This is a genomic window from Streptomyces sp. NBC_01478, assembly GCF_036227225.1.
GTDB lineage: Bacteria > Actinomycetota > Actinomycetes > Streptomycetales > Streptomycetaceae > Streptomyces.
Window position 1 is genome coordinate 1,497,569 of record NZ_CP109444.1, and the last position, 26,758, is coordinate 1,524,326.

Here is a 26,758-nt window from a genome sequence, read left to right on the forward strand (position 1 = left end):
ATGCGTTGGACGGGTTCCCGGTGATCGGGGCGGCTAACGTTCGGCCGGGGTGAACGGTGCCGGCGCCCGGTCGCGGAAGTCCTGCCGAGGCTTGGCGAAGTCAGCGCGGCAGAAGGCGTCGAAGAAGTCGCGTACGAACGACCCGGCCGATACCTCGCTCACCACCACCTGCATATGAACGCCCGCCGCCCGAAAGGGACTTGACCTGATCTCTGTGCAGGCACATCAGAGAGGTGAGGGCGGCGAAGGGCGGGAATCCTCAACGGCTGAGGGGCCAAGGCGGCAGGGACGGCGGCGCATGGTCGAGCCGGGGCGGGATACCTCAGTGTTATGCCATCGACACCCGGACCCGGACAGCGGGTAGAACGCAACTCGCCCGACAGGCCCAGCAAACTGCCGAAGCGGGCCTGGTGGGCGGTGCTCAAGGGCACGGTCAAGGAGTTCCAGGACGACGAACTCGCCGACCGGGCCGCCGCGTTGACGTACTACGGGGTTCTCTCCCTCTTCCCTGCACTGCTGGTCCTGGTCTCACTGCTCGGCATCGCCGGCAAGTCGACGACCCAGCAGGTCCTGGACAACATCGAGAAACTGGCGCCGAGTTCGGCCCGGAACATCATCGGCGATGCCGTACGCCAGCTCCAGGCCACCGGCGGCCTCGGCTCCATCGTGGCCGTGGTCGGCATCGTCGTCGCCGTGTGGTCGGCCTCCGGCTACATCGCGGCGTTCATCCGCAGTGCCAACGTCGTGTACGACATGCCCGAGGGACGCCCCGTGTGGAAGGTGCTGCCGATCCGGGTCGGCGTCACGGTGGTGCTGCTGGTCCTGACGGTGATCAGCGCGCTGATCGTGGTGTTCACCGGCGGCCTGGCCCGCGCGGCCGGTTCCGCCCTGGGAATCGGGCACGCCACCCTGCTGGTGTGGTCGATCGCGAAGTGGCCGGGGCTGGTCATCCTGGTCATGGCGATGATCGCGATCCTGTACTGGGCGGCGCCCAACGTGAAGGGCCGCGGCTTCCGTTGGGTCACTCCGGGCAGCGTGCTGGCGCTGCTGGTCTGGATGATCGCCTCGGCGGGCTTCGCGTTCTACGTGGCCCACTTCGCCTCGTACAACAAGACCTACGGCACGCTCGCCGGCGTGATCGTCTTCCTGATATGGCTGTGGATCAGCAATATCGCGGTCCTGCTCGGCCTCGAATTCGACGCGGAACTGGCCCGCCAGCGTGCCCTGGCCGGCGGGCTCCCCAAGGGCGAAGAGCCGTATCTCCCGCCCCGGGACACCCGAGCCTGGAGGAAGGAGGACCACCGCCGGACGGAGTGACGCCGCTCGTGACGGAGGAGGTGGCCGAGCGGACGCAGGACGCCTCTTCGCCGCGGACGGAACCCGTGATCACGCGGAACCCGAGCCCCAACGCCGGCGCCTCTGGTCCTCACTGCGCCGACTGCCCGACGTACCGCCCCCGGACAGTTGGTGCGGGGTGAGTCGCTCGCTCTCGTCCTTCGCGTGCGGCATCTCGTTGGGCTCGCGCATCTCCTGCACCTCGTGGGTCGGCCCGGACTCCGGCAGCCGGGGTTGCTCCTCCGGGCGCGGCGGCGCGGACTCCCGCCGACGGGCCCTGATACCGAGCCGTACGGCCCAGATCAGCCCGACGACGAGGATCAGACCGGCGACCAGCGGAAAGACGCCGAGGGCCGCTCCGCTCGACGCGGCCACTTCCATGTTCGATGTGTTCATCGCTCCCGGGTACCCCCAAAGACGTATCCCCCTCTGAAGTCTTCATGTTCCGTGCCGTCGCAGACGTGCTCCGCAGCATCGGCGGCGCGATCGCCACCGTCGACACCGAGGAGTTCGACGCGCCGTCCGGGGCCTCCACCGAGGTGAACGAGACCGGCGGCGGCCCAACTGCCGCCGCGGGCAGCCGAGATACCCACGAGACGTCAACGTGCATGCGGTGCGACAGGTTGACGTTGAGGCAACTGGTCTTCCGCACCACCCCCAGAGCCGACTGACCCACCGCGACCGAAGAGGACAGCGCTGAACGGGCAATGCCGCGATCCGGCAACGAGACGTTTGTTCGGGCCCGTTCGGCGCACACGAAGAGCTGACACAGCTTTTGTCCGAAGAAAAGGAAGCGGAGACGCATCATGGGAATCATCGCGTGGATCATCATCGGCCTGCTCGCCGGCGCCATCGCCAAGATTTTGATGCCGGGCAAGGACCCCGGCGGCACCATCGTCACCATGCTCATCGGCATCGCCGGCGGTCTGCTCGGCGGCTGGCTCGGCAAGGTGGTCTTCGGGGTCGACTCCATCGACGGATTCTTCGACATCTCCACCTGGATCGCGGCAATCGTAGGCTCCCTCGTCCTGCTCCTCCTCTACCGCCTCGTCACCGGCAACCGACGCTCTCACCGCCACGCCTGACCCATCGGCGACACAGATCTGCACCATCTGGACGGCTCCCCCCTGACTCCCAGGACGGGAGCCGTCAGTGCGCCCGGGCCTTCGGCGAAAGACGACCGACCGGCGCATATGTCTGTGATGACAGCGACTTCGCCGGGGACCGTGTGTACGACGCGGTCGAACCGCCCCGGTGGCAATCGCGGCCATGCCGTTCGGCTGCGACATCTGATAGGCGGCGTTGTTGATGGGGATGTCATTACGCCCCCGTTCCGGCACCGCCCGTTCGACCAGCCGCCGGCACTGCTCCTCCTCCCGGACCTCGCATGGGACGGCCACAGCCGTGCGGCCCTGGTATACCTGCGCGACACCCGTGCCGCCCTCAAGGTCGCCGCCGACGAGGCCAGTTCCTGCGCTGTGCAGCAGATCCTGCCGGAAAGGGGTACGCCGACGCGCTGGCCCTACAGGACCAGGTCGCTGTGCACATCGCGGTGGTGACCCGCACCGTGCTGGAGATCACCTTCCACGTCGTCGCGCCCTTCCCATAACGCAGGGACACGGCAAAGTCGTAAATTCCGGAGCAGTTACGTCGCCGATGCGGGCGGTTCGGTCAGTGAGGCGATGCACGTGGTGAGCAGGCGCCGCATCTGATCTTGTTCGTTGGCATCCAGATTGGCCAGCATGTCTTGCTCGACGCGGCGAACCGCGGCGCTGGCCATCTCGAGCTGGCGGCGCCCGCGGGCAGTCAGCTCGGTGGGCAGGGCCCTGCCCACGGGTGCCCGCGCTGGGCGGATGACGAGTCCCTGGCGCTCGAGGGCCTGCAGGAGCACATTCATCGACTGCCGGGTGACGAAGGCGCCGCGGGCAAGCTCGGAGTTCGACAGACCCGGTCGCTGGGCGAGCAGCTCCAGGCAGGAGTAGTGGGTGATCGTCATGCCGAGCGGACTCAGCACGGCCTCCAGGGCGGAGTGCAGAGCGCTCGCGGCCGCCTTCAGCATGTACCCCAGCGATGTGTCCAGCTCGATTCCGGGCTCGCCTTGACTCATGTCAGTAGTCTGACATACATTCCGGCATGTCAGAAGACTGACATACCATGAGGAGGTAAGAATCGTGGCCGTTACCGGACCCGACTTCATTTCACTGCAGGTGCGCGACCTGGAGCGCTCTGCCGTTTTCTACGAGCAGTACCTGGGACTGAAGCGCTCTGACGCAGGACCGCCGCACGCTGTCGTGTTCGACACCAAGCCGATCGCGTTCGCTGTCCGCGACGTCGTCGCGGACGTCGACCTGGACGCGATCACGCAGCCGGGCCAGGGGATGGCGCTGTGGCTGCACGCCCCCGACGCGCAGGACATCCACGACGCCCTCGCCGCCGCCGGCACGACGATCGTCTCAGCGCCCGTCGATGGGCCGTTCGGCCGCACTTTCACGTTCGCGGACCCCGACGGCTACCAGGTGACCCTCCACGACCGCGGCTGAGCAGGGCGGCCTGGTCTCCGGCGCGGCAGGCGCCCTGAGCGGGCTTCTCACAACGGCAGGCCAGCCGCCAGGGACACGGCAAAGCCGCTCATGCAGTTTGAAGCAGCTTTACCGTTCGCTGCGGGTCGCGGGCGTGGTGGCGGTTAGCGGCGGCGATGTTGGCCTGGCCGTCCAAGCGCAGCAGGCTGATGGCCAGGCTCCGCAGCGAGGCCATTACACGGGGCGCGTTTCCTGTCCTGACCAGCGATTTATCCTCCTGATAAGTCACGTCGCGGACCCAGTGAAGCCGGTTTTCTATCTCCCAGTGGCCGCGGACCCAGGCCGCCAGGGTGGCGGGATCGGCGCTGCGGTCGCTGGTAATGAGGTACACGACCTCGACGGTCTTCTTGCCCTTCTTCGTGACCGTGCGGCGGACCTGCGCGACCTGGGCGGCGCCGGCGAACTCGATCCAGGCCGGCGCTAGCACGGCCTTGATCGTGCGGCGGGCCCGGCGGCCGTGGCCCGTGCTCACGGCCGAGGTCGCGGGGATCGCGGTCCAGGGCAGCTTTTTCAGCTGCTTGTACAGGGTCGGCATGTTGGCCTTGACGGTCATCACGTAGTCGGCGTGCCGGCCGGTGATGGCCTGCGCGGTGTCGCTCTGCGTGTGCAGGGCGTCGACCGTGATGACCGCCCCGGCCAGGTCAGTGAACGCTTTCAGCAGGTCCCGGACGGCAGGGATCTCATTGGACTTCGCGTCCACGGCGACCTGGCCGAGGACCGCGCCGATACCGTGCGCCAGGGCCGCGACTAGGTGCGGGGCTTTCCCTTCCCTGTTCCGGGCGCCGCGGATGGCCTTGCCGTCGACCGCGATTACCAGCCGGCTGTCGGCCTGCGTCGCCCTGGTGTAAAGCCAGGCGCCAATGACCTGGTCGAGTACCTCCGCGCTGATCAGGGCGAACGCGCGCCGGAACGTGGACTCCTCTGCTGGCCCGCGGACCGCTCCGAGCCCGGCCAGCACGTCGGCCCCGGCATCGGCGGCCCACTGGCCGATCGCGGCGAACGACCTTGAGCCCGCGGTCACCGCCGCGATGCCGACGGCAAGCAGCCCAGCCAGCGAGTGCCGCCGCCCGCGTCTCTTCCGCGGGTCGGGGAGCTGGGCAAGGAGATCAAGAAGGTACTGGCTGCGGGCAGCAGCCGTCAGGGAGGAAGATGGCATGAATGGGCGGGCGTCCTTCGTGGCAGACGACGCTGAGTGTGAGAGCTTCCATCGTTCCGCCCGGGCCCCGCCCGCCACCCTCAGACCCGCCGGGCACATCGCGGCAGTTATGACACCGCAGGTCACGGCCTAACTTCATGACCTTTCCGGGCCCCTGACCATAATGGTGTCGGACAACGGATGTCCTGGTCTGCGTGCACCCGCCGAAAAGCGGCCGGAACGGAAGGCGCTGGAGGCCGCGAGTTTCCCTGCGAAACAGCGATCGCTCCGGCCGCACGGATACCCCTGCCCCGCAAATACACCCCTACCGGTCAGATCGGGAAATTCAGCGGGAAATTGAGCGGGAATTGAGCGGATCAGTGTCCGCCGCAGCACGCTCATGGGCCCCGTCGACGGTGGTCGACGGGGCCCATGAGCTGGGTTTTCTTTACCAGCGGTACCAGCGGCCCTTACGGCCGCCGGTGCCTGCGGGCCGGACCACGAAGCCCAGCGCCCAGACCACCAGGACGATGACGGCGATCCACCACAGGGCCTTGAGGGCGAACCCTGCGCCGAAAAGGATCAGCGCGAGAAGTAGAACTACAAGCAGGGGAACCATGATTTATCAACCTCCGCCCCCTCATCTGCCCCGCGTTTCCCGCTTCACGCCCTGGAATTTCGAGCGTATATTCCTGCGATTCCAGGGAATTCGAATTTCCCATGGGGCGGCCGGATGAAAGCCCAGGGGTCAGGAGTAGTGTGGTGGGAAACCACCGTGCCGAGCGTTCCCACCCCCGACTGACTGGCGGGGCATCGCCGAGACGGATGCGGCCGGAGCGCACAGAAAGCGTTCATCCTGCTTTTGCACCTGAGGCGGCGCCATGACGCCCTCCGTGAACGTCGTCGAAGCACTGCCGTGGATCGAGGACGCCGACAAGGTCGCCCCAAAAGACGCGCGAGCGCTGTCCCGGCTGTTCCTGGACCGGCTGCCCTCACTGGAAGAGGGCACCGCCGAGTACCAGTACGTCCGCAACACCCTGATCGAGATGAACCTGTCCCTGGTCAGGTTCACGGCCCGCCGGTTCCGTAACAGGGGCAGCGGTGACATGGAGGACGTCGTCCAGGTCGGCACCATCGGCCTGATCAAGGCAATCGACCGGTTCGATCTGACACGCGAGGTCGAGTTCACCTCCTTCGCGATCCCCTACATCGCCGGCGAGATCAAGCGGTTCTTCCGCGACACCACCTGGGCCGTGCACGTCCCGCGCCGCCTCCAGGAACTCCGCGTCGACATCGCCAAAGGCAAGGAGTCACTCACCACCGCGCTCGGCCACAGCCCGACCCCAAAGGAACTCGCCGCCCATCTCTGTCTGACCGAGGACGAGGTCGTCGAGGGGCTCCTGGCCGCCAACGGCTATGTCGCCGGCTCCATCGACACCCCGAGCGGCGAGAGCGAAGCCGGCGCCGGCGGGCCGACGTACGCGGACACCATGGGCGACGCCGACCCGGCCCTGGAACTGTTCGAGGACCTGCACGCGCTCGGCCCGCTGCTGCGCCGACTCGACGAGCGGGAGCGGACCATCATCGAGATGCGCTTCGGCCAGGAGCTGACCCAGGCCGAGATCGGCCGCGAGCTGAACGTCTCCCAGATGCAGGTCTCCCGCCTGCTCGGCCGCATCCTGGCCAAGCTCCGCACCGGTCTCCTGGACGCGTAGTCCTCCGTTCACCGCGCCGTCGCCCTATCGAACGGGGCGGCTGCCGGAGCGATGAGACCAGCGCACGGCGACAAGGGCCAAGGCCGCCACGAGCACGGCGATGCCGATCACCAGCAGGTAGCCCAGGCCGTGCGCGGTCACCCCGACGATTCCCAGTACGAGGGCGATCAGGACAAGCAGCAGGAAGAGAACCATCACGGAACACCACCTTCAGGTCGAGCGGCGGGTCAGCGGCGCGCGAGTTGCCGCTCGCCGCCTGCGCCGGGCCGGTAGTCCATGTCGTAGTGCTGGAAGATCGCTTCCTCTCCCTCGGCCGGGAGGATGTCGTCCGTGCCGATCGACGGCGCCTTCTTCACCTGCGCCTTCGGGTAGGTGACCTTGACGTAGTCGGGTCCGAGGATCGCGTCGCCGAGGGGGACGAACGCCAGCCGCTGACGCGTGGGCAGTCCGATGCGGACGGTGGCCATGGCCGACTCGTCGGTGGCGGTGTCCACGTAGATCGATTCGAGTACGCCGATCCTGTGCCCCTCGGAGTCGACGACGTTGCGGTTGCGCCACTCACGGATGTCGGCCGCGTGGATCGTGGTCATGTTCTGTCTCCTGAGCCGCTGGTACCGAACGGGTTCCCCGGAGATCGCCCCTGACACCAGCCGAACCCGGCAAATGGCGCGCCTTCAGGTGGGTCGGACGCGATGCCGGGGGTAGCCGGACCGTGGGAACCGACGCTCCCCATGACCCACTCTGGGTTCCCGGCACGCAGGAATGACGTCCACGGGGCAGCCCGGCTCCGTACGCCCCGAGGTGCGCCCCCACTAACGACGGCCGGCTCGGCCCGCTGGCAGCAACTGGCGGCGGCCGGAGCGCGTCCGCAGCGACCCCTCTGGGCGTCGATCGGCGTCAAGAACCCCGACTACCCCGACACCATGTACGTGAGCGAACTGGTCGTCCCGGGGACCGTGAACACCATGCCGGCCGGCACGCTCGACGCGTTCGCCGACCACGGTCGGGTCCCGGCCGCCGCGCCCGTCGCCGACACCTACGCCGCGGCCGCCGCCCGTTTCGAGGAACTGGGCCGCACGGGCATCGACTTCACGGACATGACCGACACCCTGGAACGCGAGGGCAGATGGGCAGTTGGCCGCCCTGGGGCTTGCCTGTGCCGCCGTGGCGGTCGAACGCGGAGATCAGTTCCGGCCGGGGTTCGGTGGCGATCAGCAAGTCGGCCAGCCGGCCCGCGAGTTCGCACGAGCGGTCACCGGAGACGGCGACACCGATCGGCGGGGGTTCGGCGGGCAGGTCCCACAACTTGGCGTTCTCCACGTCGAAGTGGGCGCCGTGGTGGTTGACGTTCTCGCCCGCGAAGAGCGCGCGGATGATCTCGACGGCTTCCTCCAGCTTCTCCAGGCGGACGTGCGCGGCGGGCCAACCACCGCCCACCACATGCTCATTGAGGTTCTCCCCCGAGCCGAGACCGAGGCGGAAGCGGCCCTCGGAGAGGAGGTGCAGGGTGGCGGCTTTCTGGGCGACGACGGCCGGGCGGTAGCGGGTCGTCGGGCAGGTCACGTACGTCATGAGGGGGATGCGTTCGGTGGCCTGCGCGGCGGCACCGAGCTCGCTCCACGCGTAGGAGGCGTGGCCCTGGGACTCCAGCCAGGGGAAGTAGTGGTCGGACGTGACCGAGAAGTCGAAGCCGACGCGCTCGGCGCCGACCACGTGACCGACGAGTTCTCGCGGACCGGCCTGCTCGGTCATCATCGTGCACCCGATCCGCACCATGTCGCTCATCTCCTCGTGGGTCGGCTGCGCGAGTGCGGTCGCCCGTCACCGTTTGGTCCCGAGGCGCAGGTCGACCTCCTTCTCCTGGTCTCCCGACGCCGCGCCCCAGTGGTCCACGGCGAACGCGGTGCTCAGGGCTTCGAACAACTGGTCCACGGCGAGGTAATCGCCCTGGAGTGTGGCGGAGACCGAGCCCTCCAGGGGAATCGGATCGGTCGGGATCCACTCCTGCGTCGGCTCGAACTCCGCGGTCCATACGGCGGTTCGGTCGTCCGGCTGCTCCTGGGGCACGTCACCGGCAGGGCGGTCGGTGGGGAACGCCGCCCGCAGGACGCCGAAGACGGTGGCGGCGTCCTCCTTGGACGCTCCGGTGAGAGACACGGTGGCCATCGGGCTCACTCTCCTCGAACTTGGATACGGCGGGACGCGGATGATCAGACGCACCCGTTCACGGGGGGGTGGGGCGGCGGCACACGGCCGAGCGGATCCCGCCTCGGCTCACCGGCGCGTGGGCCGTCAACCCGTCGATTCGTCAGGCACGGGTTGCCCCGGATGTGTACCGCCGGACTGCGCGGCGCCCTTCCGCCCGGTGCCGGCTTCGTCCGTGTCGGGGATCTTCGGGTCGGGCATCTTCGGATCACGCCCCTCCGGCTCGCGCCGATCGTCGGCGCCGGCCTGCTGGTCGGGCGGGTCCCTCGGTATCGGTTTCGGCATTGGCTTCGGTATCGGCTTCGGCTTCGGCTTCGGCTTCGGCTTCGGTATGGGCTTCGGTTTCGGTCCCCCTCCGTTCCCGGGGGCTTCCGGGCGGCGCTCGCTCACGGTGTCCTCGCTTCCTCGCGCGGGGTGGGTGTCGGGCGCGGGTACCCAGCGGGCCCACGATGATGCGGACCTCGACACTCCGGACCTGGGGTCCTGGACCGGGCACAGCGAAGGGCGGGCAGCCTCGGTGGTCTCCGCAATAGCTGGTGACTTCGTGGAAGCGGTCGTCGATCTCATGGACCAGCGGAGGGCCTGGCGCTTCGCGCCCCGATCCACAGATCTTGAACCGTGCTCGCCACGTCGCGCCCGGGTTGAGTAATCGCTACTCATGCCCTGACACGCCGTTACGGGCACTCTCTGAGGCACCGGGACACGGGCGATCAACACTCGCGGGCGACATGAGTGAGCGTGACAAAGATCATCAGTCTCTGCCAGGAGGAGAAGACATGAACAGACGCAGACTGGTCGGCATGTTGCTGGCTGGCATGACCACAATCGCGGCCGGCTTAGGCCTGGCAGGGGCGGGAACAGCCCAAGCGGCCCCCGCCAAACCTGCCGCCGCTGCCGCAGCCGCCCGCACCCCCTTGTTCCTCTGGTGGAACGCGGCGCGGGGCGACAACTTCACCAGTGGCAACGCCGCCGAGGAGCAGAGCGCGATAGCCGCCAACTACTCGCTGGCCAGGCAGGAGGGATCGGCCCTGGCAACCCAGGATCCGGGCACGGTTCCCCTGTACCTGTTCTGGAGCGGCAGCCGAGAAGACAACTTCAGCACGGCAACAACCGCGGGCATCGACTCGGCGCACGCCGCCGGCTACACCCTCGCCGGGATCGAAGCCTACGTCTACACGTCACAGGTGAGCGGTACCGTGCCGCTCTACCAGTTCTGGAACGGCGCGCTGGGGGACAACTTCGTCACCGCGACGCAGGCGGGGATCGACTCGGCCTACGCCGCCGGCTACAGCCTGGTCCGAGTCGAGGGCTACGTGTACCCGGCCTGACCGCAGAACCCGGCGTTTCGCCGGAGTGCGCGGGCACGGTCGTCAGAACGACCCAGGGGTTGGTTCACCCCGGCTCCGACACCTCCCGTGAAGGCGGCTCTCACAGTCCAGACGCCCCGTAGCAGGAAAGCGTACGGCCACCGCCCGGAAGGGGTGATGGCCGTACGCATCCGTCCGCCTGCAACCGGGATGATCCAGGGTGACTCGTGAGATCACGGCAACTGAGCCGCCCTGGACAGGCCCGTTCACCGGGCTGAGCCCTCGCCTGTTCGGCAAGCTGGTGAGCGTGCTGCTGGTGACGGCCTACTGGCGGACGAACTACGTGCTTCGGGTGCTCAGAATCCTCGGGCAACCGGCAGGCCGACACACACCGTCATTGGCCAGTTCGCCCAGTACGGCATCGTCGGCGTGGTCCGCGCCCTCCTCACTCCGGCCCGAAGCCGCCGTAGGCATGGAGAAAGCACCTGGTCAGCAGCCGTTCCGTGGCAGCAAGTGCAGTGAGGCGACCGCGCACCCGGACGGCCTGCCCTCACAACTCCCCTCGGGGCGCCCGCCTCTTCTTCCTCCCGGGCAGCGTCCCGTGCTCAACGACCTGGCCACGCTCCCCCGCGTCACGGTCACTACCGACCCGCCTACCAGGAGGAACAAGACGACGGACCCACTCCACCAGCTTCCTGACCTTGCCGTCGGGAGGAACCACCCCTGATCCGGTGCCGGTCATGGACCATTGGCACCGCCAACCGTCGGGGCATCTCCTCCGGCCTGCTCGGTGATCGGGAACGAAACCGCTTAGTAGCTGTCGTAGCTTGGCTTGCCGTTCGGCCGGTAGACGCCGACGACCGTGCCGCCCTTCGTCGTCGAGACGCTGACCGGCTCCAGCGAGGTGGGGATCGCGCCGTCGGCGAACAGCCGCTTGCCGGTGCCGATGATCACCGGGTGGATGGTCAGCCGGTACTCGTCGACGAGGCCGTGCCTCATGAGGGTCTGGGCGAGTTCGCCGCTGCCGACGACGTTGATGGGGCCGCCGTCGGACGCCTTCAGCTCGCGTACGGCATCGACGGTGTCGCCCTCCAGCAGCGTGGAGTTCTGCCACTCGACGGACGTCAGGGTCCGGGACGCCACGTACTTGTGCATGCCGTTCATCCGGTCCGTGAACGGGTTGCCGGGATCGGCGGTCGGCCAGTACGACGCGAAGATCTCGTACGTCTTGCGGCCGAGCAGCATCGCGTCCGAGTGCTCGTACCAGCCGGCGATGGCCGCGCCGACCTCGTCGTCGTCCACCGGTTTCTGCCAGCCGCCGTGCTCGAAGCCGCTCTCCGCGTCCTCGTCCGGACCGCCCGGCGCCTGCATGACGCCGTCCAGCGTCATGAACGTGCAAACGATGATCTCGCGCATGGTGCGCTCCCTTCGTCTCGTTGACGGGTAGACGGCTCGACCGCCGAAAACTCATCGGCGGAGCCGTCGAGGCGCACCACTGGGGGCCGTCGCCGTGAGGTGCGGTACCTCTTGGCCGACCCTCGGCAGCGCGTCATACCCCGATGTCCACCATCGCGACTATTCCGCCGATGAACCGCCCTGCCTTTCGGCTTACCCCGTAGCCGGAGGGCAGGGCTTCGGCACACCATCAGGCGTACGACGGCGAAGATCACATGTCGTTCATCCGCGCCGAGAGAAGCAGCTCATCTTCAGGCCAGCGCCTGGAGCCAGTTCTCGCCGGGAGGCGGGACGAAGAAGTATCCGCCCCCGACGGTGAGGGTGTATTTGGCCATGGCCTCACCCTGCAGCCGGTGTTGCACGGCTTCGAAGCCGTGCGCCAGGTCGCGTTGGAAGCAGGAGAAGATCAGCCCCTGATCGTCGGCGGCGCGCTGGTAGTTGTAGCCACGGCGGACCAGGGGCGGTGGGTTGCGGCGGTCGGGAGTCGCCTTGCGGACGTGGGAATCGAGCGGTGTGATCTTGCCCTGCGGGTCTGCGCCGAATGCGGGCTGCTCGGTGCTGGGGGTTCCGTCAAGCCATCGTCCGTCTCTACGGCGGCCGATGATGCGCTCCTGCTGATGGACCGTGTCCCGGTCCCAGAAGTTGGTGGCGAGGCGGATGATCCGTATGACCTGGTAGCTGCCCCCCACCGCCCAGACCGGCTCGCCTTGGCCGGCTTTGATCGTGGCGCGTTCGGTGGTCTCGGTGGGCGTGTCGGGGTTGCCGTAGCCCTCGGCGAAGTGAAACGGGTTGCGGGCAAGTCCACGACCCTGCTCGGTGTGGTTTTCGGGACGGTGGCCGTCCGGGCGCCACCGCACGTCCCATTGCGGCAACGCCCGCAGTGTCCGGCCGGTGGCATCGCTCACTGCTCGGGCCGAGGTTCCGGTGATGTGCAGGAGGAGATCACCGTGTGACTGCGCCGGATCGAGTACGTCGCCGGCGAAGGTAGGCATCCGTTTCAACTGCCGCGGTGCATCCGCGACTTGGGGAAAACCATCTGCACCCAGTGCCATCCAGGCGGCAGTGTGGCCGCCGTCCGCGGCTGCGACGGAGCGGCACGCCGCCCGCAGGGCATCAACACGGTGCTTTTCGCTGGTGGCCAGGTCAAGCGAAACTACTTGTGCATACGGGAGGGGCACTGCTCCGCGTAAGTGTGCGGGAGTCCATTTTCCGTGGCCTGACTCGCCCCTCAGCGCGGCAGCACCGACAACGCCCAGGGCGCCGACTCCGACGGCCGCGGCAGCAGAGGTGCGCAGGACTCCACGTCTGCTTCGCATCATCAGTGAGCCGTCCTTCAGGAAGTGATCGAGTTGTTCATGGGCCGCTTCAAGGTCTGCCGGTGGCTGTGCGGTAAGTCCCCAGGAAACAAGGCTCAGTTGCGGCGCAGGGTGTGTCGGGCCACCGCACGGCCGAACTGCGTCCGGAGTCCCTCATGGACTCCCGTCAGCGCCTCCTCGAAGGCCGCGAGGTCATCGGGCCAGTGGAGATCGCGGTAATACATCTCGGCCTGGGCCTGATAGACGGCTGCCTGGTCGACCGCGGACTGCACGCCTCCGCGCTGGGTGTCCAGGTCCGCCAACAGGCGGTCGTCACAGACGCTCCGCGCATTCGTGAGCACGGTGTCCGCGATCCTTTGCGGATCCCCGGTATCTGTGAGCCGCTCCGACGCGAGGCCGCTGGCCAACTCGCCAAGTCCACGGCGCAGTCGCCGGGGATCGCCGTCACTGCGTCGCAGCTCCTCCCTGACCGCTTCGCCGACCGAATGACGCAGCAGAGTCCGCAGTTCGTGCGGCTCCCAGCTGCGGTCACGCAGCTGGTTCAGTTCGGCTCGCTGCTGCTCGCCCAGTCGGCTCCACCTGGCGATACGACGGTTCAGGTCCAGGTATACGGCCATCTGCTGCGCGTACTGCTGCTGGGTGCTCAGCTCGTCGGGTCCTCGAAGATCCCACACCGTGAGCCCGAAAAGCTCCTCCAGCTCGGCGGTGAACATCAGCTCCGCCAGCGAGGTACCGCCCACGTGGGGATACCGCCGAAAGTACTCGAAGACCGAGACCGTCGTCGTGACCCACTGGGCATCGCTCACCGTCAGGCCCTCTTTGACCTCGATGGCCTGAAGCAGCCCGCCGCGCAGGCGCACTCCCTTGGGCAGTTCCCCGGAGGAGACGGGCACCACCTTGGCGCCGGCAACGTCGTAGTCCCGCCCTTGTACGTAGCGGTGGTTCGCGAGGACCGCTTCTCCGACGCGCTTTTCCAGCAGCAGCGTCTCCATACCCGCCGGGTCGGTCACTCCGAAGGCATCGTGAAGTCGGTTGCGGCCCTTGGGAGTCAGCCGCACCACTCCTCGGTCCGTATCGACGGCATAGTCCTGGCCGTCGCTCAAGGCGGCCGTCAGTCGGGCCACCTTGCGCAGTTCGTGCGCCTGGGACGCGTCGTCCTCCACCAGCGTCAGCGGCTCGGCGATGGGGGCGACCAGGACGTGTCCGGGGTCTTTCACCACCGCGGCGGGAGCATCCCGGCGGCTGCGGTCCTCAGGGGCCATGGCCTGCCGGTCATGGAGCAGATCCAGGCCGAACCTGCGGTAGGCCCCGACGGTGACGTCGGCGCCGTACGCTGCTCTGCGCTCTGTCCGGCTCATGTCCGTCCGCAGGACACCGACGGTCACTCCCAGCGGGCCGTACACGGCTGCTGCCCGTTCCCCCTCTTCTTGTGCCTGAGGCTCGTCGGGGGTGATGAGATGGACTCCGCGCCCGGCCAGTGCGTGCAGGAACCCGGCCAGGACCCTGGCCCCGCGCAGTCGATCCTCCCCCGCGACCCGGCCACCGTGGATCATGGTGCCGCCCGCCAGGCGTACCGCCATCCGCCGGATTTCGTCATCGAACGGCACGGCAGTCTCGGCAGCCGATCGCCCGACGAGGTCGAGCGCGGAGTGGGAGAGGCTTTCCGGCGACTCTCCTTCCTCGGCCCGGCGCTTCAACGCCTCCAGAGCCACACGCGGATCCATTCGAGCCCCCAACTCGCGTGTCAGCCCGAGCCCGGGAAGTGCCCGGGCAGGTGCATGTCGGGCAGCTTGTCGATGACGCGCACGAAGGCTTCTGTCGCCGCGCCCGTACGCGACTTCGGGCCGTCCTTGTCGATCTCGATTTTGCCCTCGGACCTACCCTGCCCGACCCGGTTCACTCCCGGTGGCCGGTACAGCGGGGAGTCCTCGGGGATGGTCCACGTGCCGTCCGTATTGCGGATGGCTCCTACGGTGAAGTCCGGGTCGACCGCGGCCGGGTCCGCACCGCAGTTGTGGACCAGAAGCGGCGTCGAACCCGCGAGTGCGTAGTAGGTGTGGAGGCAGGCCGTCGACGGTCAGGTTGTAGACCGAGGCCTGCTCGGTGCGGCGGCGGACGGCGGTGATCTGGACCCAGGTGCCGGCACTCGTCTGCAGCCACTGACCTACGGTGAGGTCACCGGCGCTGATCCACTGGTGGAGTTGGGGCACCCAGAAGGGGTGGCCGTCGGTCGCGGTGACGGTGCCGGTCTTGCCGCCCGTCGGGCCGTCGGTGTCGACGGTGACGTCGACCAGTTGTTTCTTGCCCTTCCCCTTGATCAGGGCAGTGACCTTGCGTGGGCCGGTGTTGCCGGTCTCGGGGTCGGTGGCGATGACGGTGTCGCCGATGGCGACGTCCTTGATGGGCTTGCGGGTTCCGTCGGCCATCAGGACCGGTGTGTCGGCGGTGAAGCTGTTGGGGAGGGCACAGCTACCGAGTCTGGAACCGGCTCTGCCTTCGGCCAGGGCTCCGAGGCCTTCGCCGAGCTTGCCGGCCAGGCAGCCGGTGACGGCGGACTGGCCGACCTGGCCCCAGTTGACTTTGCGTCCGGACAGACGCTGGGTGAGCCAGTCGAGGCCGCCGTCCATGAGGCCGCCGATCACACATGCGGCGATCAGGGGATTGTTGCCGGAGGGGTCGGTGTACGTGGTCGGGGACGACAGGGCGTACTCGTAGAGGTTGGTGCCGCCGGCCTGGCCGCTCGGGTCCTGGGAGATGAAGCGGCCGGTCTGCGGGTCGTAGTAGCGGTCGCGGTAGTACAGCAGGCCAGTGCCGTCGTCCTCGCGGCCGGTGAAGGTGTACGGGCTTGTCGTCGCCGAACCGGAGGCGGTGGGTGTGCCGTTGGGGTCGTAGGCGTACGTCGTCGCGACCGTGCCGTCCGAGTTGGCGAGGCCTACCACGCTGCCCATGGCGTCGGTCAGGTAGACCTGGGTCTTTCCGCTTTCCGTGCGGGTGAGGAATGAGTCCAGACCGGAGGTGGCCACTGTGGCTGTTGTGGTTCCCGAACTGTTCTGTTCCGCCAAGGGGTTGCTGCCGTCGGTCAGGTACCGGTTGGTGGTGCCGCCGCTCGTCTTCGCGCTGCGGCCGCCGAGCGGGTCGTAGCCGAACGACGAAACGGCTCCGGCCTTGTTCAGGCCGGTGAGCCGGCCACGGGCGTTCCAGGTGTAGGTGCGCTGGCCGTCGCTGGTCAGCTGGCCGTTGGCGTCGTAGGTGAAGGTGCGGCCGGCGTAGGTGGTGATGCGGTTGTCCATGCCGAACTGCGTCCCGGTCTCGGCGGCGGGCAGGGCCACCTTCGCCAGTGAGCCGGTCAGTCCGGTCTGCAGGGCGCGATCGTCCCGCGTGTATGCCAAGTTGCCGACGGATGTGCTGCCTTGGGCGTACGTGATGGACTTGATGACGCCGGTGGTGTCGTAGCCGGTGGTGCGGGTGATGCCGCCGGGCAGGGCGGCGGTCTTCTCCCGGCCCACCGCGTCCAGGCCGAAGGTGACCTGCTGCGAACCCGACGTGACGGACGTGAGGATGCTCGACTTGTCGTAGCCGTACGTCGTGGTCGTCGCGGCCGCCGTCATCTGGGTGCGGCGGTCGTGGGCGTCGTAGACGTAGCCGACCGTGCCGGTGGGGCCGGTGGTGGAGGCCAGGCGGTCGTGGGCGTCGTAGGTGAAGGACTGGTTGCCGGCCTGGCTGTCGGTGACCTGCTGGGGACGGTCCTTGGCGTCGTAGGTGTAGCCGACGGCCGATTCCGCCTGGCCCAGGTCGTCGACGCCGTACTGGACGGTCTTGGTGCGTCCGAGCAGGTCGTAGTCGGCGGTGGCCGCCTTGCCCGACCGGCTGGTCGCCTTCTTCAGGAAACCGGCCGCGTCGTAGGTGAACAGGGCCTGTGCACCGAGCGGGTCGGTTGCCGATTTCGGGCGGTCGGCGTCGTCGTAGGCCCAGGTGGTGGTGTTGCCGCGGGCGTCGGTGAGGGCGGTGAGGTTGCCGTTGTCGTCGTAGCCGAGGGCTGTGGTGTCGCCCAGGGGGTCGGTGACCTGGCGGGTCTGGTTGAGCTGGTCGTAGGAGACGGTGGTGAGGTTTCCCGCTTCGTCCGTCAGGGCGCTGACCTGGCCGGCGGCATCCGTGAACTGCTTCGTCGTGCGGCCTTCGGCGTCCTTCACCGCGGTCAGGTCACCGTGGTTGTAGGTGTACTGGGTTGGGGCGTTCGCGTTGTCGGTGACGGTTTTGACCTGGCCGTCCGCGCCGAAGGTGAAGGCGGTGGCGCGGCCTTCGGGGTCGGTGGCGGTCTGGAGGTTGCCGGTGGCGTCGTAGGTGAGGACGGTGGCGTTGCCCAGCGGGTCGGTGATCCTGGTGGGCTGGTCGTAGAGGCCGTCGAACGTCGTCGTGCCACTTGAGCGGGCATCGGTCGTCCCGGCCAGCTCCAGGGCGGAGGTCACATGCCCGTTGGCGTCGTACGACAGCTCGGTGCGCCGCCCGTAGGGGTCGACGACCGCGGTGACCCGGTGGTTCGTGCCCCGCTCGTAGACCGTCTTGCGGGCCAGTGTGGTGCCGTACGCCTCGGTGTCGTTGACGCCGAAGCCGGAGTCGTCGAACTCCACCCGGCGGATCGCGCCGCCCGGCTGGGTCACCTCGGCCGCGGTGATCTGCCCGGTGCCGGTCTGGGTGTAGGCGAAGGAGTACGCCTGCCCCTCGGTCAGCGTCTGGTGCTGGACCCGGCCGTCGGCGTTGTAGGTGTTGCTCATATAGACGATGCCGCGGGCGTCTTTGGCCGTCGCGACGCGGTTGGAGGTGCCGTCGTAGGTGTACGAACTCACCTTGCCCGCAGGGTCGGTGACCGTCTGGAGCCGTCCCGCGCTGTCGTACGTGTACGACGTCGTACGGCCGGTGTTGTCCCGTGCTCCCGTGACGCGGTGCTGGCTGTCGTAGGTGAGGGAGATCCAGCGGCCACCGGGCGTGGTGATGCTGGTGACATCGCCCTTGGTGCCGTCGGAGCGGGTGAGGTGGATGGCGTTGCCGTAGCGGTCGCGGATCTCCCTGAGCGGTCCGTACCAGGGGAAGATGTAGTCGCTGCCGTCGCGCAGGCGCAGGTGCCAACCGCCTGATTGACGGCACGCAACCCCATGAACCTCAACAGCCACATCACCCAGTACCTCCAGAAGCTCCCCCCGCCACAGACGCGGGACCTGGCTGTCGAGCGCGATCTGACCGTTCCCATGCGGGACGGCGCCATCCTCCTGGCCGACCGATGGTGCCCGGAATCCGGCGGTGACGGCCTGCCGATCGTGCTGATCCGTACTCCGTCCGGCCGAGCGGGCACGCTCGCACTGGGGGCGGCCAAGCCGCTGGTCGAGCGCGGCTTCCAAGCGGTGATCGTGAGCACACGGGGCACCTTCGGCTCCGACGGCCCGGCCAACCCCTTCCTGTGCGAGCGCGAGGACGGTCTGGACACCCTGGACTGGGTGGTCAAGCAACCGTGGGCCGGTGAGTCGATCGTCCTGGTCGGCGCCAGCTACGTCGGCTATGTGCAGTGGGCAGTGGCCGACGCCGTGCCGCCCCAGGTCAAGGGGATGGTTCCGGTGGTGTCCAACGCCACCTTCAGCATGGCCTTCAACCGCAAGGAAGGCTTCGCTCTGGAGACCCCGTTCACCTGGGGAGTCCAGGTCGAACGGCAGGAGCGCCGGTTCGCCAACGTACGCAGCGCGCTGGAGGAGCGGGAGATCCTGCGCGCCATGCGCACGCTGCCGCTGAGCCAGGCCGATGTCGGCCTTCTGGGCCACCGCAACGAGTACTTCCAGAACGTTCTGGACCACGACGGCGACGGCCCGTTCTGGCAGCCGGCCGACCACGTCGACACGGTCGCCGACATCACCGTGCCGGCGAGTCTGGTCGGCGGCTGGTACGACCTGTTCCTGCCCAACCAACTGCGCGACTTCAAGACCCTGCACGAGACCGGACAAGCCACCCCGCACAGGATCACGATCGGCCCCTGGGCGCACTGGGCGATGGCGATGGACGGACTGGCTACCCGCGAGGCGATCGAGTGGGGCCTGGCCCTCGCCAAGGGCTAAGAGCCGCCGGAGCGCGCCCCGGTGCGCCTGTTCGTCATGGGCGAGGACAAGTGGCGCGACTTCCCTGGCTGGCCGCCCCCGGGATACGAGCCGCAGCGCTTCCACTTCCAGGCCGGCGGCACCCTGGCCACCGACCCGCCCGCCGACTCGACTCCGGACGACTACCACTACGACCCGGCCGACCCCACCCCCGCGGTCGGCGGCGTCCGCATGTGGACCCTTCATAAGTACGGCCGCGTGGACAACGCCGAGCTGGAGGCCCGGTCCGACGTCCTGACGTACACAACTCCCACCCTCCAGAGGGACGTTGAGGTCGTCGGTGAAGTGAGCGCAGAGGTCTATTTCCGCTCCAGCCTGCCGCATGCCGACGTCTTCGTCCGCCTGTGCGACGTCGACGAGAAGGGGCGTTCCACGAACGTCTGCGACGGCCTGATCAGCCTCGCCGGCGCTGACGAAACGACGTGTGCGACAGTGCAACTGTGGCCGACGGCCTACCGCTTCAAGCGCGGCCACCGTATCCGCGTCCAGGTCTCCAGCGGCGCCTTCTCCCGCTTCAACCGCAACCCCGGTACCGGTGAACCCCGCGCCACCGCCGTCACCCTCCGCGCCGGCGACCAGCAGGTCTTCCACGACCCGGAGCATCCTTCCGCGATCGTGCTGCCGGTCCGGCAGGCCTCCTGACATAACGCGTTTCGCTTCGTCACACCCATGACGATGTGGAGGGGCACTTGGCGTGCTCCTCCACATCGTCGTGCGTGACGGCGGTCAGCTCTTCCCGGGCAGCCGCCAGATCTGGTTCTTCTTGGTGCTCAATACGCTCGCCGCGTCGCAGGTCCACTGGTGGATCAGCGCGCCGGCAGCGGTCGAGACACCGGTGACGTCGACGCACTTGCCGCTGTGGGCGGCGACGAGTTGGTAGTCGTGGCTGTTGCCGAGTGCGGTGACGGGGTTGAGGGTGAACTGCTGGTTGGTGGCGCCGTTGCAGGTGTACTGGATGACGGCGGCGCCGTCGGCGGTGGACGCTCCCGAGACGTCCAGGCACTTGCCGCTCAACTCGTTGACGACCGAGTAGGTGTTGGTCGTACCGCTGACGGGCTTGAGGTCGAGCATCTGCTGATAGCCGCCCTCGCAGTAGTACTGCTGGTACTGCGTGCCGTTGGCGGTGGAGAGGTTGGTGTCGTCCAGGCACTGGCCGCTGTTCTGGCTGACCGCGACCGTGGAGACGGTGGTCTTGGACGGGGGCAGCAGGGTGACGGTGTAGCCGTCCTTGGCATTCGTCCAAGGCAGGCTCACCGAGGCCGAGTTGCCGCTGACCGTGAGGGTGGTGTCGGCGATGGTCTCCGGTCCGGTGACGGCGGCCCCGCTGTTGTACGGGATGCGCTGGACGACGGCGCGGACCTGACTGTTCGTCACGACGGACGTGGTGTTGAGCCCGGTCAGATTGACGGTGACGGTGCCGGTGTTGCCGCTGCTGCCGAGCAACACCTTGGCGTTGCCGGCCGAGTTGTCCTTGGTGGCCAGTCCGTCGGTGCCGGTGCCGGCGGTGAGCTTGACGATGTTGCCGGTCTGCGAGCCGTAGTAGCGGTACATGAACCACTCGCCCAGCGGCAGGTATTGGCCCGCGCTGTTCTTGGTGAGCAGGTTGGCCTCGTTGTCGTGCAGCGCGGTGCCGGAGGCCCAGTTACCGCGCAGTCCGTCGGCGCCGGCCCGTTCCAGGCGGCCGATGAACCAGGCGCCGCCGCCCGGAGACTGCATGGACAGGGTGGCGTACTCGTTGATCTGGTAGGCGCGGGTGTTGGTCAACCCCGCTGCCGCCAGCGTGGAGTTGGCGCGGCCGACATCGGTGACGGGGTCACCGGGTTCGTCGTGCCAGCTATAGATGTCGGGGGCGACATTGTTGGCCTTGACGTAGGCCAGATACGTCGTCCACCAGCTATTGGAGGAGTTCGGCTGGCCCGCGATGCTCGGGCCGACGATGAGCTGGGCGGGGAAGGCGGCGCGCACCTTGGCGTGGAAGCGCGACCACATCGCCAGGTACTGCGTCTGCGAAGCGCCCCAGAAGCCGCTGCCGTCGGGCTCGTTCCACAGGTCCCACTGGACCGTCATGTTGTTGGCCTTGACGTCACCGATGAGCTGGGTGACGAAGGCGTCGAACTGCGTCCAGTCGCCGTTGTCGCCGGGCCAGCCCTGACTGGTGGTGCCGTCGGCGCCCCACAGGTCGTGCGGGAGGAGGACGAAGGTGCCGCCGAGGGCGGCGGTTCGCTTGTACTGGGCGAGAGTTGAGGCCCAGCGGGTCTGGTAGTCGGCGAGGCTCGTGGCGTAGCCGCCGCTGTTGAGCTGGGCGCCGCCGGCTCGCATGAAGTGCCACTTGATGTCGGTGAAGAAGTGGTCCTGCGGCAGCGAGCCGTCCGGGGTCATCCCGTAGATCATCCCGGAGGCGTGGTACGTGGGGGCGCCCCCGGCGGTGGAGAAGTCGACGGTGACGGAGGTGTCCGCGGCGTGGGCCGTGGTCGCGGGGAGGGTGAGGGCGGCGAAGGAGGCGAGGATCGCCGCGACAACGGCGGTCCTGCGGCCTCTTGGGGCGGCAGGACCGCCCGTGCGTCCGGCTGGGGAACGGAATCGAGGTATGCGCATGTGCGGGTCTCCCGAAAGGGGTGCTTCCTGGGCGCGGCTCGCCCAGGGGGTCTGTCAGCCGCCGACGGCCTCCGTGGCCTCGGCGCGCCTCAGCTCATGGGCCTCGGCGAGGAGGAGGTAGCTGCTGGCGGTCCAGGTGTAGGCGCGGTCGCGCAGGCCCGCGCCGGTGAGGGCGTCGAAGTTCTCCGCGAAACCCGAGGTCTCGCACAGGGCGCGGAAACGGGCGCTGATCTCGTCCGCGAGGCGGTCGTGGCCGGCGCGGCGCAGGCCGTCCTCGATCAGGACGGTGGACGGGGCCCAGATCGGGCCGCGCCAGTAGCCGTCGTCCAAGTAGTGCGGTGAGGTGGGCAGTTCGGTGGCGAGGCCGTGCGCGGTGAGGTGTGCCTCGATGCGGTCGGCCAGCGCGTCGCCGATGTGCTCGGGCAGGTGCTCACCGAGCACCACGGGCATCAGGTCGAGCAGGCTGGAGCTGGTCCAGGTGGCCCCGCTGTGTGTCGAGCGGGCGACGAACCGGTCGCCGGTCCACAGCTCGTCGAACAGCGCCGCCTGCGTCGCGTCGGCCGTCCGGGTCCACCTGCGCGTGTCGTCCAGCCGCCCCAACTCATCTGCCAGTACGGCGAGTTCGCGGAGTTGGAGGACGAGGAAGGCGGCCAGGTCGGCGCTGACGATCACGCGTTCGGGGTCGAAGGTGGTGGCGTTGTCCCAGCCGCTGTCGTTGCCGTGCTGGTAGTGCGGGAGGGCGGACCCGGGTGCGCGCCGCATGGTGAGCCAGAACTCCGTCCAGCGGGCCAGCCGGTCGTACACCTCGGTCAACTTCGCCTCGCCGAGCGGCTCGTGCAGCCGTCGGCGCAGGTGACGCAGGGCCCAGCCGTGGATGGGGGGTTTGACGAAGTTGTAGAGGATCTCCGAGTGGGTCACCGAGTCGGGCAGCGCGCCGGTCTCGTCCTGGTGGTCGAAGGGCAGCGAGAACTGGTCCAGGGCAAGCCCGGGCGAACCCTGCGCCAGGGCAAGGGCGTTGAAGCAGTGGTCCCAGCTCCACACCTTGTCCATCCAGTGCTTCGACATCAGCACGGCGGGCCGGGTGACGAAGCCCCGCGGCCGGACGGTCGCCGACCACAGCACGTAGGCGGCGAGTTCCGCGGCAGGTGTCCTGGACGAGCGCCAGGGCGCGACGGCGTCGACGAAGGAGGAGAAGGCGCCGTGCGCGGCGTCCACGACCTGGTCGAAGGATGCCGAGGACGTGTACGGGCGGCGGGCGGTCTCGTACTCCTCGACCGCGATCTCCCAGACCGTGCCGACCTCGGCGCCGATCGTGACACCTCGCGCGGCGCTGCCCAGCGTCTGCGTGCCGGACGCCTCCGTCACGGTCCCGGACAGCACGGTGACGCGGTAGCGCCGACCCGTCTCGTACGAGGTGAACACATAGGCCCCCGTGCCGGGTTCGGGGTAGAAGTAGGTGCCGCTGAACGGCGTCAGCGTGGCCGCCGCCGCGCCGATGTGCAGGCCCAGCCCGTCACCGCGCAGGCGTACGGTGTCCGGCGATTCATAGGCGAGGTCGATGCGGCCGTCAGCACTGACCCAACTGAGCAGGCTCGGGGTCGCGTGCGGGCCGGTGTCGGCGCGGGCCCCGGTGGTCGTGTCGAGCGGAACGATGCGCAGCACGGCGTGCATGCCGTTCTGGTGCGAGACGAGGTGAAGGTCTTCGGCGTACGTCTTCTCCGCCACCACGGGTGAGATGCCGAACCATGATCCGCAGGTGCTGAACGGGATGTCGTGGACGGAGAAGGCCGGGCCGGACGGGGCGGCGGTCATGCAGCGTGACTCGTTTCTGGAGCAGGGGTGATCGGCACGAGGGCAGGAGTGATCGGCACACGGGCGAGCAGGAATCAGCGGGACGTCAGTCCTTGACGGCACCGGCGGTCACGCCGGCGGCGACGTAGCGCTGAGCGAGGACGAGGATCACCGCGGCGGGCAACGAGGCCACTACGGCGGTCGCCATGATGGCGTTCCACTCCTGGTTGTTGTTGCCGATGTAGTGGTAGATGCCGAGGGTGATCGGCTCGTGTGCGCCGCCGTTGGCGAGGGTGCTGGCGAAGACGAAGTCGGACCAGGACCACAGGAACGCGAACAGCGACACCGTGACGATCGCGTTGCGGCTCATGGGCAGGACGATCGACCAGAAGGTGCGCACGGGTCCGGCGCCGTCCGTCTTCGCGGCCTGGAGGAGTTCGCCGGGGATGCCGGACATGAACGCGGTGAAGATCAGCACGGCGAACGGCACGGCCAGTGTGGAGTCCGCGACGATCAGGCCGGGCACCGACTGGAGCAGACCGAGGCTGAGGTAGATGGCGTAGAAGCCCATCGCCATGATGATGCCGGGGATCATCTGGGCGGCCAGGAAGAGGAAGCTGAGCACGCCGCCGCCACGGGGGCGGAGTTTGGCCAGGGCGTAACCGGCCGGTGCGGCCAGGACCACCGTCAGTACGACCGTGCCCAGACCGATGACGAGGCTGGTGCCGAGGTAGGGCAACTGCTGGTCCAGGACGGCGCGGTAGCCCTCCAGGGTGCCGTGCAGAGGGATCAGATCCGGCGGGCTCTTGCGCATGTCCTGGTCGCGGGTGAAGGACACGTTGAGCATCCAGTAGACCGGGAAGAGCATCACCGCGGTGAACAGGACGCCGATGGCCGTCTGCCACCACGTGCGGCTGGTGCGTCGGTTGATGACAGTGGCGCTCATGACAGTGCCTGCTTCCGCTGGACCCTGACGTAGACCAGGCCGAACACCAGGGCGGCGACCACCAGCAGGTTTCCTACGGCCGCTCCGGGGCCGAAGGCCGGCAGCAGGTTGCCGAAGCCGAGCTGGTAGGACCAGGTGGCGAAGGTGGTGGAGGAGTCGGCCGGGCCGCCCTTGGTCATGATCCAAATGATGTCGAAGACCTTGAGGGTGTAGACGAGGCCGAGGAGAAGGGTGATCGCGGACACCGGGCGCAGCAGCGGGAAGGTGATCCGCCAGAACCGCTGCCAGGCGTTCGCCCCGTCGAGAGCCGCCGCCTCGTAGAGGCTCGCGGGGATGGACTGGAGGCCGCTGTGGAGGACCACCAGGTTGAACGGGACGCCGATCCAGATGTTCGCGATGATCACCGAGACCAGTGACCAGCCCGGTGCTGTCAGCCAGTTGACCGGTCCGATGCCGACGGCGTGCAGGACGGCGTTGACGACACCGGAGTCGCTGTTGAGCATCCACGACCAGGTGGACGCCGACACGATCAGCGGGAGCAGCCAGGGCACCAGGAAGAGGGCCCGCAGGGTCGCGGAGAGCCGGAAGCGCTGGTTGAAGAAGACCGCGAGGGCCAGACCGATGGCGTACTGGAAGACCAGACACACGGTGGTGAAGACCACGGTGTGGAGCAGTGCCGGGGCGAAGGTCGGGTCGTCGAGGACCGTGCGGTAGTTGGCCAGGCCCGTGAAGGGTGCATTGCCCTGGACGAAGGACCGGACCGTGTAGTTGCGCAGGCTCAGGTCGATGTTGCGGTAGAGGGGATAGGCGTAGAAGAGGACGAGGTAGAGGGTCACCGGGGTGAGGAAACCCCAGGCGGCCCATTGTTGGGACGTGGGCCGGCGCCGTGGCCGGGACGGTGCGGTGGGGGCCGCACCGCTGTGGTGGCGCATGGGCCGCCGGTGTGGCACTTGGGTCATGTGGCTCATCAACTGGCCCTGGTCTCTGGTTACTTGACGGCCGACTGGGCGGCGGACAGCGCGTCCTTCGGCGACTTCGAGCCGCTGAGCGCGGACTGGACCGCCTTCCACAACTGCTCCGAGATCTTCGGGTACTTGGTGCCCAGGTCGTCGCTGGTGCGCCCCTTGGCCGCCTTGACGGCGTCGACCCAGGGCTTCAACTCGGCGTTCGCGGCGACCTGTTTGTCCTGGACCTCGGTGGTGGGTGCCACGTACGACAGTGTGGTGTCAGTGTTGAGGAGGTTGTCGGTGCTGGTCAGGCAGGTGACGATCTTCTGGGATGTGGCGTAGCGGTCGGTCTTGCCCTGGACCGGAATGGTGACGAACTCGCCGCCGGTCGGGGCCGCCGCGTTGCCTCCGTCGGTTGCGGGAACGGGGACGACCCCGTACTCGAAGCCGGCCTTCTTGGCGTTGGCGAGCTGCCAGGTGCCGTTCTCGCTGAACGCGTAGTCGCCGGTCGCGAACTCCTGCCAGCTCGTCGTCTGCGTGTTGTTGAGCACCGAGTTCGGGGCGTAGCCGTCCTTCAACCAGTCCTTCCACAGCGTCAGCGCCGAGACCGCCTTGTCGGAGTCGAGCGCGGTCAGCTCGGCGCCCGATCCCCAGTACCAGGGCAGGAACTGGAAGGTGCCCTCCTCCGTGCCGATCGCGGAGAACGTGATGCCTTTCTTGCCCGCCTTCTTGACCTTCGCGAGTGCGGCGGTCAGCGACTTCCAGTCCTTGACCGAGGCGATGTCGACGCCGGCCTGCTTCAGCACCGCCTTGTTGTAGTAGAGGGCAAGGGTGTTGGCGCCGACCGGCATGCCGTATGTCCTGCCGCCCGCCTGTCCGGCCGCGAGGAGGTTGGGGTTCACCTTCGAGGTGTCCAGCTTGTTGTCCTCGGTCGTGGTGAGGACGCCGGCCTCGGCCAGGGTCGACACCACGGGGTTGTCGACGATGAGGACGTCCGCGGAGTTGTCCTGCTGGGCGGCCAACAGTGCCTTGTTCGCCAGGTCGCTGGTGTCGAACGCGGTCCGCTTGATCTTCACCCCGGCCCTGGTGCCGCAGGCGTCGAGCAGCTTCGCCCACGCGGAGGTCTTGTCGAACTGCGGGTACGGGTCCCAGAACGTGTAGGTGCCGCTGTCCGCGGCCTTGGTGCCGGTGCTGCCCGAACCGGAGGAACAGGCGGTGGCAGTGCCGGCGACGGCCAGGACCGTCACGGTCGCGGCGGTGAGGCGGAGTCGTCCGAGGGAGCTGTGCATTGCGCG

22 protein-coding genes and 6 pseudogenes are annotated in these 26,758 nt (G+C 68.2%); 9 read left to right on the top strand and 19 right to left on the bottom strand.

Features of this window, described 5'->3' with window-relative positions; genetic code table 11:
• Nucleotides 1-33: 33 nt before the first annotated feature.
• On the bottom strand, nt 34-162 hold the full coding sequence (locus tag OG223_RS06750) for a hypothetical protein (RefSeq protein WP_329243793.1): 129 nt from the start codon (nt 160-162) through the stop codon (nt 34-36).
• Between the two features lie 168 nt (nt 163-330).
• Here OG223_RS06750 and OG223_RS06755 point away from each other — a divergent pair, with 168 nt between their 5' ends.
• Nucleotides 331-1,317, top strand: a complete 987-nt coding sequence (locus OG223_RS06755; protein WP_329243796.1) for a YihY/virulence factor BrkB family protein — start codon at nt 331-333, stop codon at nt 1,315-1,317.
• A gap of 69 nt (nt 1,318-1,386) precedes the next feature.
• Here the strand turns inward: OG223_RS06755 and OG223_RS06760 are convergent, their stop codons facing one another.
• Entirely contained in the window at nt 1,387-1,731 is a 345-nt protein-coding gene (locus OG223_RS06760) for a DUF6479 family protein (protein ID WP_329243798.1), read from the bottom strand.
• Between the two features lie 44 nt (nt 1,732-1,775).
• Here OG223_RS06760 and OG223_RS53920 point away from each other — a divergent pair.
• Together OG223_RS53920 and OG223_RS06770 are read left to right on the top strand one after the other, a co-directional pair.
• Nucleotides 1,776-1,853, top strand: a pseudogene (locus tag OG223_RS53920) (LPFR motif small protein); the annotation flags it as partial.
• Nucleotides 1,854-2,141: 288 nt separating this feature from the next.
• Nucleotides 2,142-2,420, top strand: coding sequence for a GlsB/YeaQ/YmgE family stress response membrane protein (locus OG223_RS06770; protein WP_329243804.1), 279 nt, complete (start codon nt 2,142-2,144; stop codon nt 2,418-2,420).
• Between the two features lie 140 nt (nt 2,421-2,560).
• On the opposite strand, the pseudogene OG223_RS06775 reads toward OG223_RS06770, so the two are convergent.
• Together OG223_RS06775 and OG223_RS06780 are read right to left on the bottom strand one after the other, a co-directional pair.
• A pseudogene (locus tag OG223_RS06775) lies at nt 2,561-2,747 on the bottom strand (NAD(P)-dependent dehydrogenase); the annotation flags it as partial.
• A gap of 233 nt (nt 2,748-2,980) precedes the next feature.
• Complete coding sequence (locus tag OG223_RS06780; protein WP_329243807.1) at nt 2,981-3,442, bottom strand: MarR family winged helix-turn-helix transcriptional regulator; 462 nt, start codon at nt 3,440-3,442, stop codon at nt 2,981-2,983.
• A gap of 64 nt (nt 3,443-3,506) precedes the next feature.
• Here OG223_RS06780 and OG223_RS06785 point away from each other — a divergent pair, with 64 nt between their 5' ends.
• Nucleotides 3,507-3,875, top strand: a complete 369-nt coding sequence (locus OG223_RS06785) for a VOC family protein (RefSeq protein WP_328743970.1) — start codon at nt 3,507-3,509, stop codon at nt 3,873-3,875.
• Between the two features lie 88 nt (nt 3,876-3,963).
• Here the strand turns inward: OG223_RS06785 and OG223_RS06790 are convergent, their stop codons facing one another.
• On the bottom strand, nt 3,964-5,070 hold the full coding sequence (locus tag OG223_RS06790) for an ISAs1 family transposase (protein WP_329243809.1): 1,107 nt from the start codon (nt 5,068-5,070) through the stop codon (nt 3,964-3,966).
• Between the two features lie 427 nt (nt 5,071-5,497).
• Nucleotides 5,498-5,668: a hydrophobic protein gene (locus tag OG223_RS06795; RefSeq protein WP_329243812.1), complete on the bottom strand. Its 171-nt coding sequence runs from the start codon at nt 5,666-5,668 to the stop codon at nt 5,498-5,500.
• 262 nt (nt 5,669-5,930) lie between these two features.
• Between OG223_RS06795 and OG223_RS06800 the strand changes: the two genes are divergently transcribed.
• Nucleotides 5,931-6,764 (top strand): SigB/SigF/SigG family RNA polymerase sigma factor, encoded by an 834-nt coding sequence (locus OG223_RS06800; RefSeq protein WP_329243814.1) that lies wholly within the window; start codon nt 5,931-5,933, stop codon nt 6,762-6,764.
• A gap of 24 nt (nt 6,765-6,788) precedes the next feature.
• On the opposite strand, the gene OG223_RS06805 is transcribed toward OG223_RS06800, so the two are convergent.
• Together OG223_RS06805 and OG223_RS06810 are read right to left on the bottom strand one after the other, a co-directional pair.
• Nucleotides 6,789-6,962: a hypothetical protein gene (locus tag OG223_RS06805; protein WP_329265922.1), complete on the bottom strand. Its 174-nt coding sequence runs from the start codon at nt 6,960-6,962 to the stop codon at nt 6,789-6,791.
• A gap of 29 nt (nt 6,963-6,991) precedes the next feature.
• Complete coding sequence (locus OG223_RS06810; protein WP_329243817.1) at nt 6,992-7,354, bottom strand: PRC-barrel domain-containing protein; 363 nt, start codon at nt 7,352-7,354, stop codon at nt 6,992-6,994.
• A gap of 333 nt (nt 7,355-7,687) precedes the next feature.
• On the opposite strand from OG223_RS06810, the pseudogene OG223_RS06815 reads away from it, so the two are divergent.
• Nucleotides 7,688-7,828 (top strand): annotated as a pseudogene (locus OG223_RS06815) (transaldolase); the annotation flags it as partial.
• Nucleotides 7,829-7,886: 58 nt separating this feature from the next.
• On the opposite strand, the pseudogene OG223_RS06820 reads toward OG223_RS06815, so the two are convergent.
• Both OG223_RS06820 and OG223_RS06825 read right to left on the bottom strand, forming a co-directional pair.
• Nucleotides 7,887-8,540, bottom strand: a pseudogene (locus tag OG223_RS06820) (TIGR03557 family F420-dependent LLM class oxidoreductase); the annotation flags it as partial.
• 45 nt (nt 8,541-8,585) lie between these two features.
• Entirely contained in the window at nt 8,586-8,930 is a 345-nt protein-coding gene (locus OG223_RS06825) for a hypothetical protein (protein ID WP_329243820.1), read from the bottom strand.
• An 815-nt stretch (nt 8,931-9,745) separates the two neighbouring features.
• Here OG223_RS06825 and OG223_RS06835 point away from each other — a divergent pair.
• Together OG223_RS06835 and OG223_RS06840 are read left to right on the top strand one after the other, a co-directional pair.
• Nucleotides 9,746-10,297, top strand: a complete 552-nt coding sequence (locus tag OG223_RS06835; protein WP_329243828.1) for a hypothetical protein — start codon at nt 9,746-9,748, stop codon at nt 10,295-10,297.
• A gap of 199 nt (nt 10,298-10,496) precedes the next feature.
• A pseudogene (locus OG223_RS06840) lies at nt 10,497-10,634 on the top strand (IS5/IS1182 family transposase); the annotation flags it as partial.
• A gap of 452 nt (nt 10,635-11,086) precedes the next feature.
• On the opposite strand, the gene OG223_RS06845 reads toward OG223_RS06840, so the two are convergent.
• The 4 genes from OG223_RS06845 to OG223_RS06860 all read right to left on the bottom strand — a co-directional run bounded on the left by OG223_RS06845 (nt 11,087) and on the right by OG223_RS06860 (nt 18,215).
• The gene (locus OG223_RS06845; protein WP_329243830.1) at nt 11,087-11,692 is read right to left on the bottom strand and encodes a dihydrofolate reductase family protein; all 606 of its coding nucleotides are present in this window, start codon (nt 11,690-11,692) and stop codon (nt 11,087-11,089) included.
• Between the two features lie 290 nt (nt 11,693-11,982).
• Nucleotides 11,983-13,050, bottom strand: a complete 1,068-nt coding sequence (locus tag OG223_RS06850; RefSeq protein ID WP_329243833.1) for a Dyp-type peroxidase — start codon at nt 13,048-13,050, stop codon at nt 11,983-11,985.
• A 92-nt stretch (nt 13,051-13,142) separates the two neighbouring features.
• Nucleotides 13,143-14,759 (bottom strand): hypothetical protein, encoded by a 1,617-nt coding sequence (locus tag OG223_RS06855; protein WP_329243835.1) that lies wholly within the window; start codon nt 14,757-14,759, stop codon nt 13,143-13,145.
• Between the two features lie 165 nt (nt 14,760-14,924).
• Nucleotides 14,925-18,215: an RHS repeat-associated core domain-containing protein gene (locus tag OG223_RS06860; RefSeq protein WP_329243837.1), complete on the bottom strand. Its 3,291-nt coding sequence runs from the start codon at nt 18,213-18,215 to the stop codon at nt 14,925-14,927.
• A 75-nt stretch (nt 18,216-18,290) separates the two neighbouring features.
• Here OG223_RS06860 and OG223_RS06865 point away from each other — a divergent pair.
• Nucleotides 18,291-19,826: pseudogene (locus OG223_RS06865) on the top strand (CocE/NonD family hydrolase).
• A gap of 84 nt (nt 19,827-19,910) precedes the next feature.
• Here OG223_RS06865 and OG223_RS06870 read toward each other — a convergent pair.
• The 5 genes from OG223_RS06870 to OG223_RS06890 form a co-directional block, all read right to left on the bottom strand.
• Nucleotides 19,911-21,779, bottom strand: coding sequence for an RICIN domain-containing protein (locus OG223_RS06870; protein WP_329243839.1), 1,869 nt, complete (start codon nt 21,777-21,779; stop codon nt 19,911-19,913).
• Between the two features lie 54 nt (nt 21,780-21,833).
• Nucleotides 21,834-23,591 (bottom strand): amylo-alpha-1,6-glucosidase, encoded by a 1,758-nt coding sequence (locus OG223_RS06875; RefSeq protein ID WP_329243841.1) that lies wholly within the window; start codon nt 23,589-23,591, stop codon nt 21,834-21,836.
• An 85-nt stretch (nt 23,592-23,676) separates the two neighbouring features.
• Complete coding sequence (locus tag OG223_RS06880; RefSeq protein ID WP_329243844.1) at nt 23,677-24,516, bottom strand: carbohydrate ABC transporter permease; 840 nt, start codon at nt 24,514-24,516, stop codon at nt 23,677-23,679.
• Nucleotides 24,513-25,484, bottom strand: a complete 972-nt coding sequence (locus OG223_RS06885; protein WP_443073692.1) for a carbohydrate ABC transporter permease — start codon at nt 25,482-25,484, stop codon at nt 24,513-24,515. The genes OG223_RS06880 and OG223_RS06885 overlap by 4 nt, the downstream gene beginning before the upstream one ends.
• A gap of 20 nt (nt 25,485-25,504) precedes the next feature.
• Complete coding sequence (locus tag OG223_RS06890) at nt 25,505-26,752, bottom strand: sugar ABC transporter substrate-binding protein (protein ID WP_329243846.1); 1,248 nt, start codon at nt 26,750-26,752, stop codon at nt 25,505-25,507.
• Nucleotides 26,753-26,758: the final 6 nt, after the last annotated feature.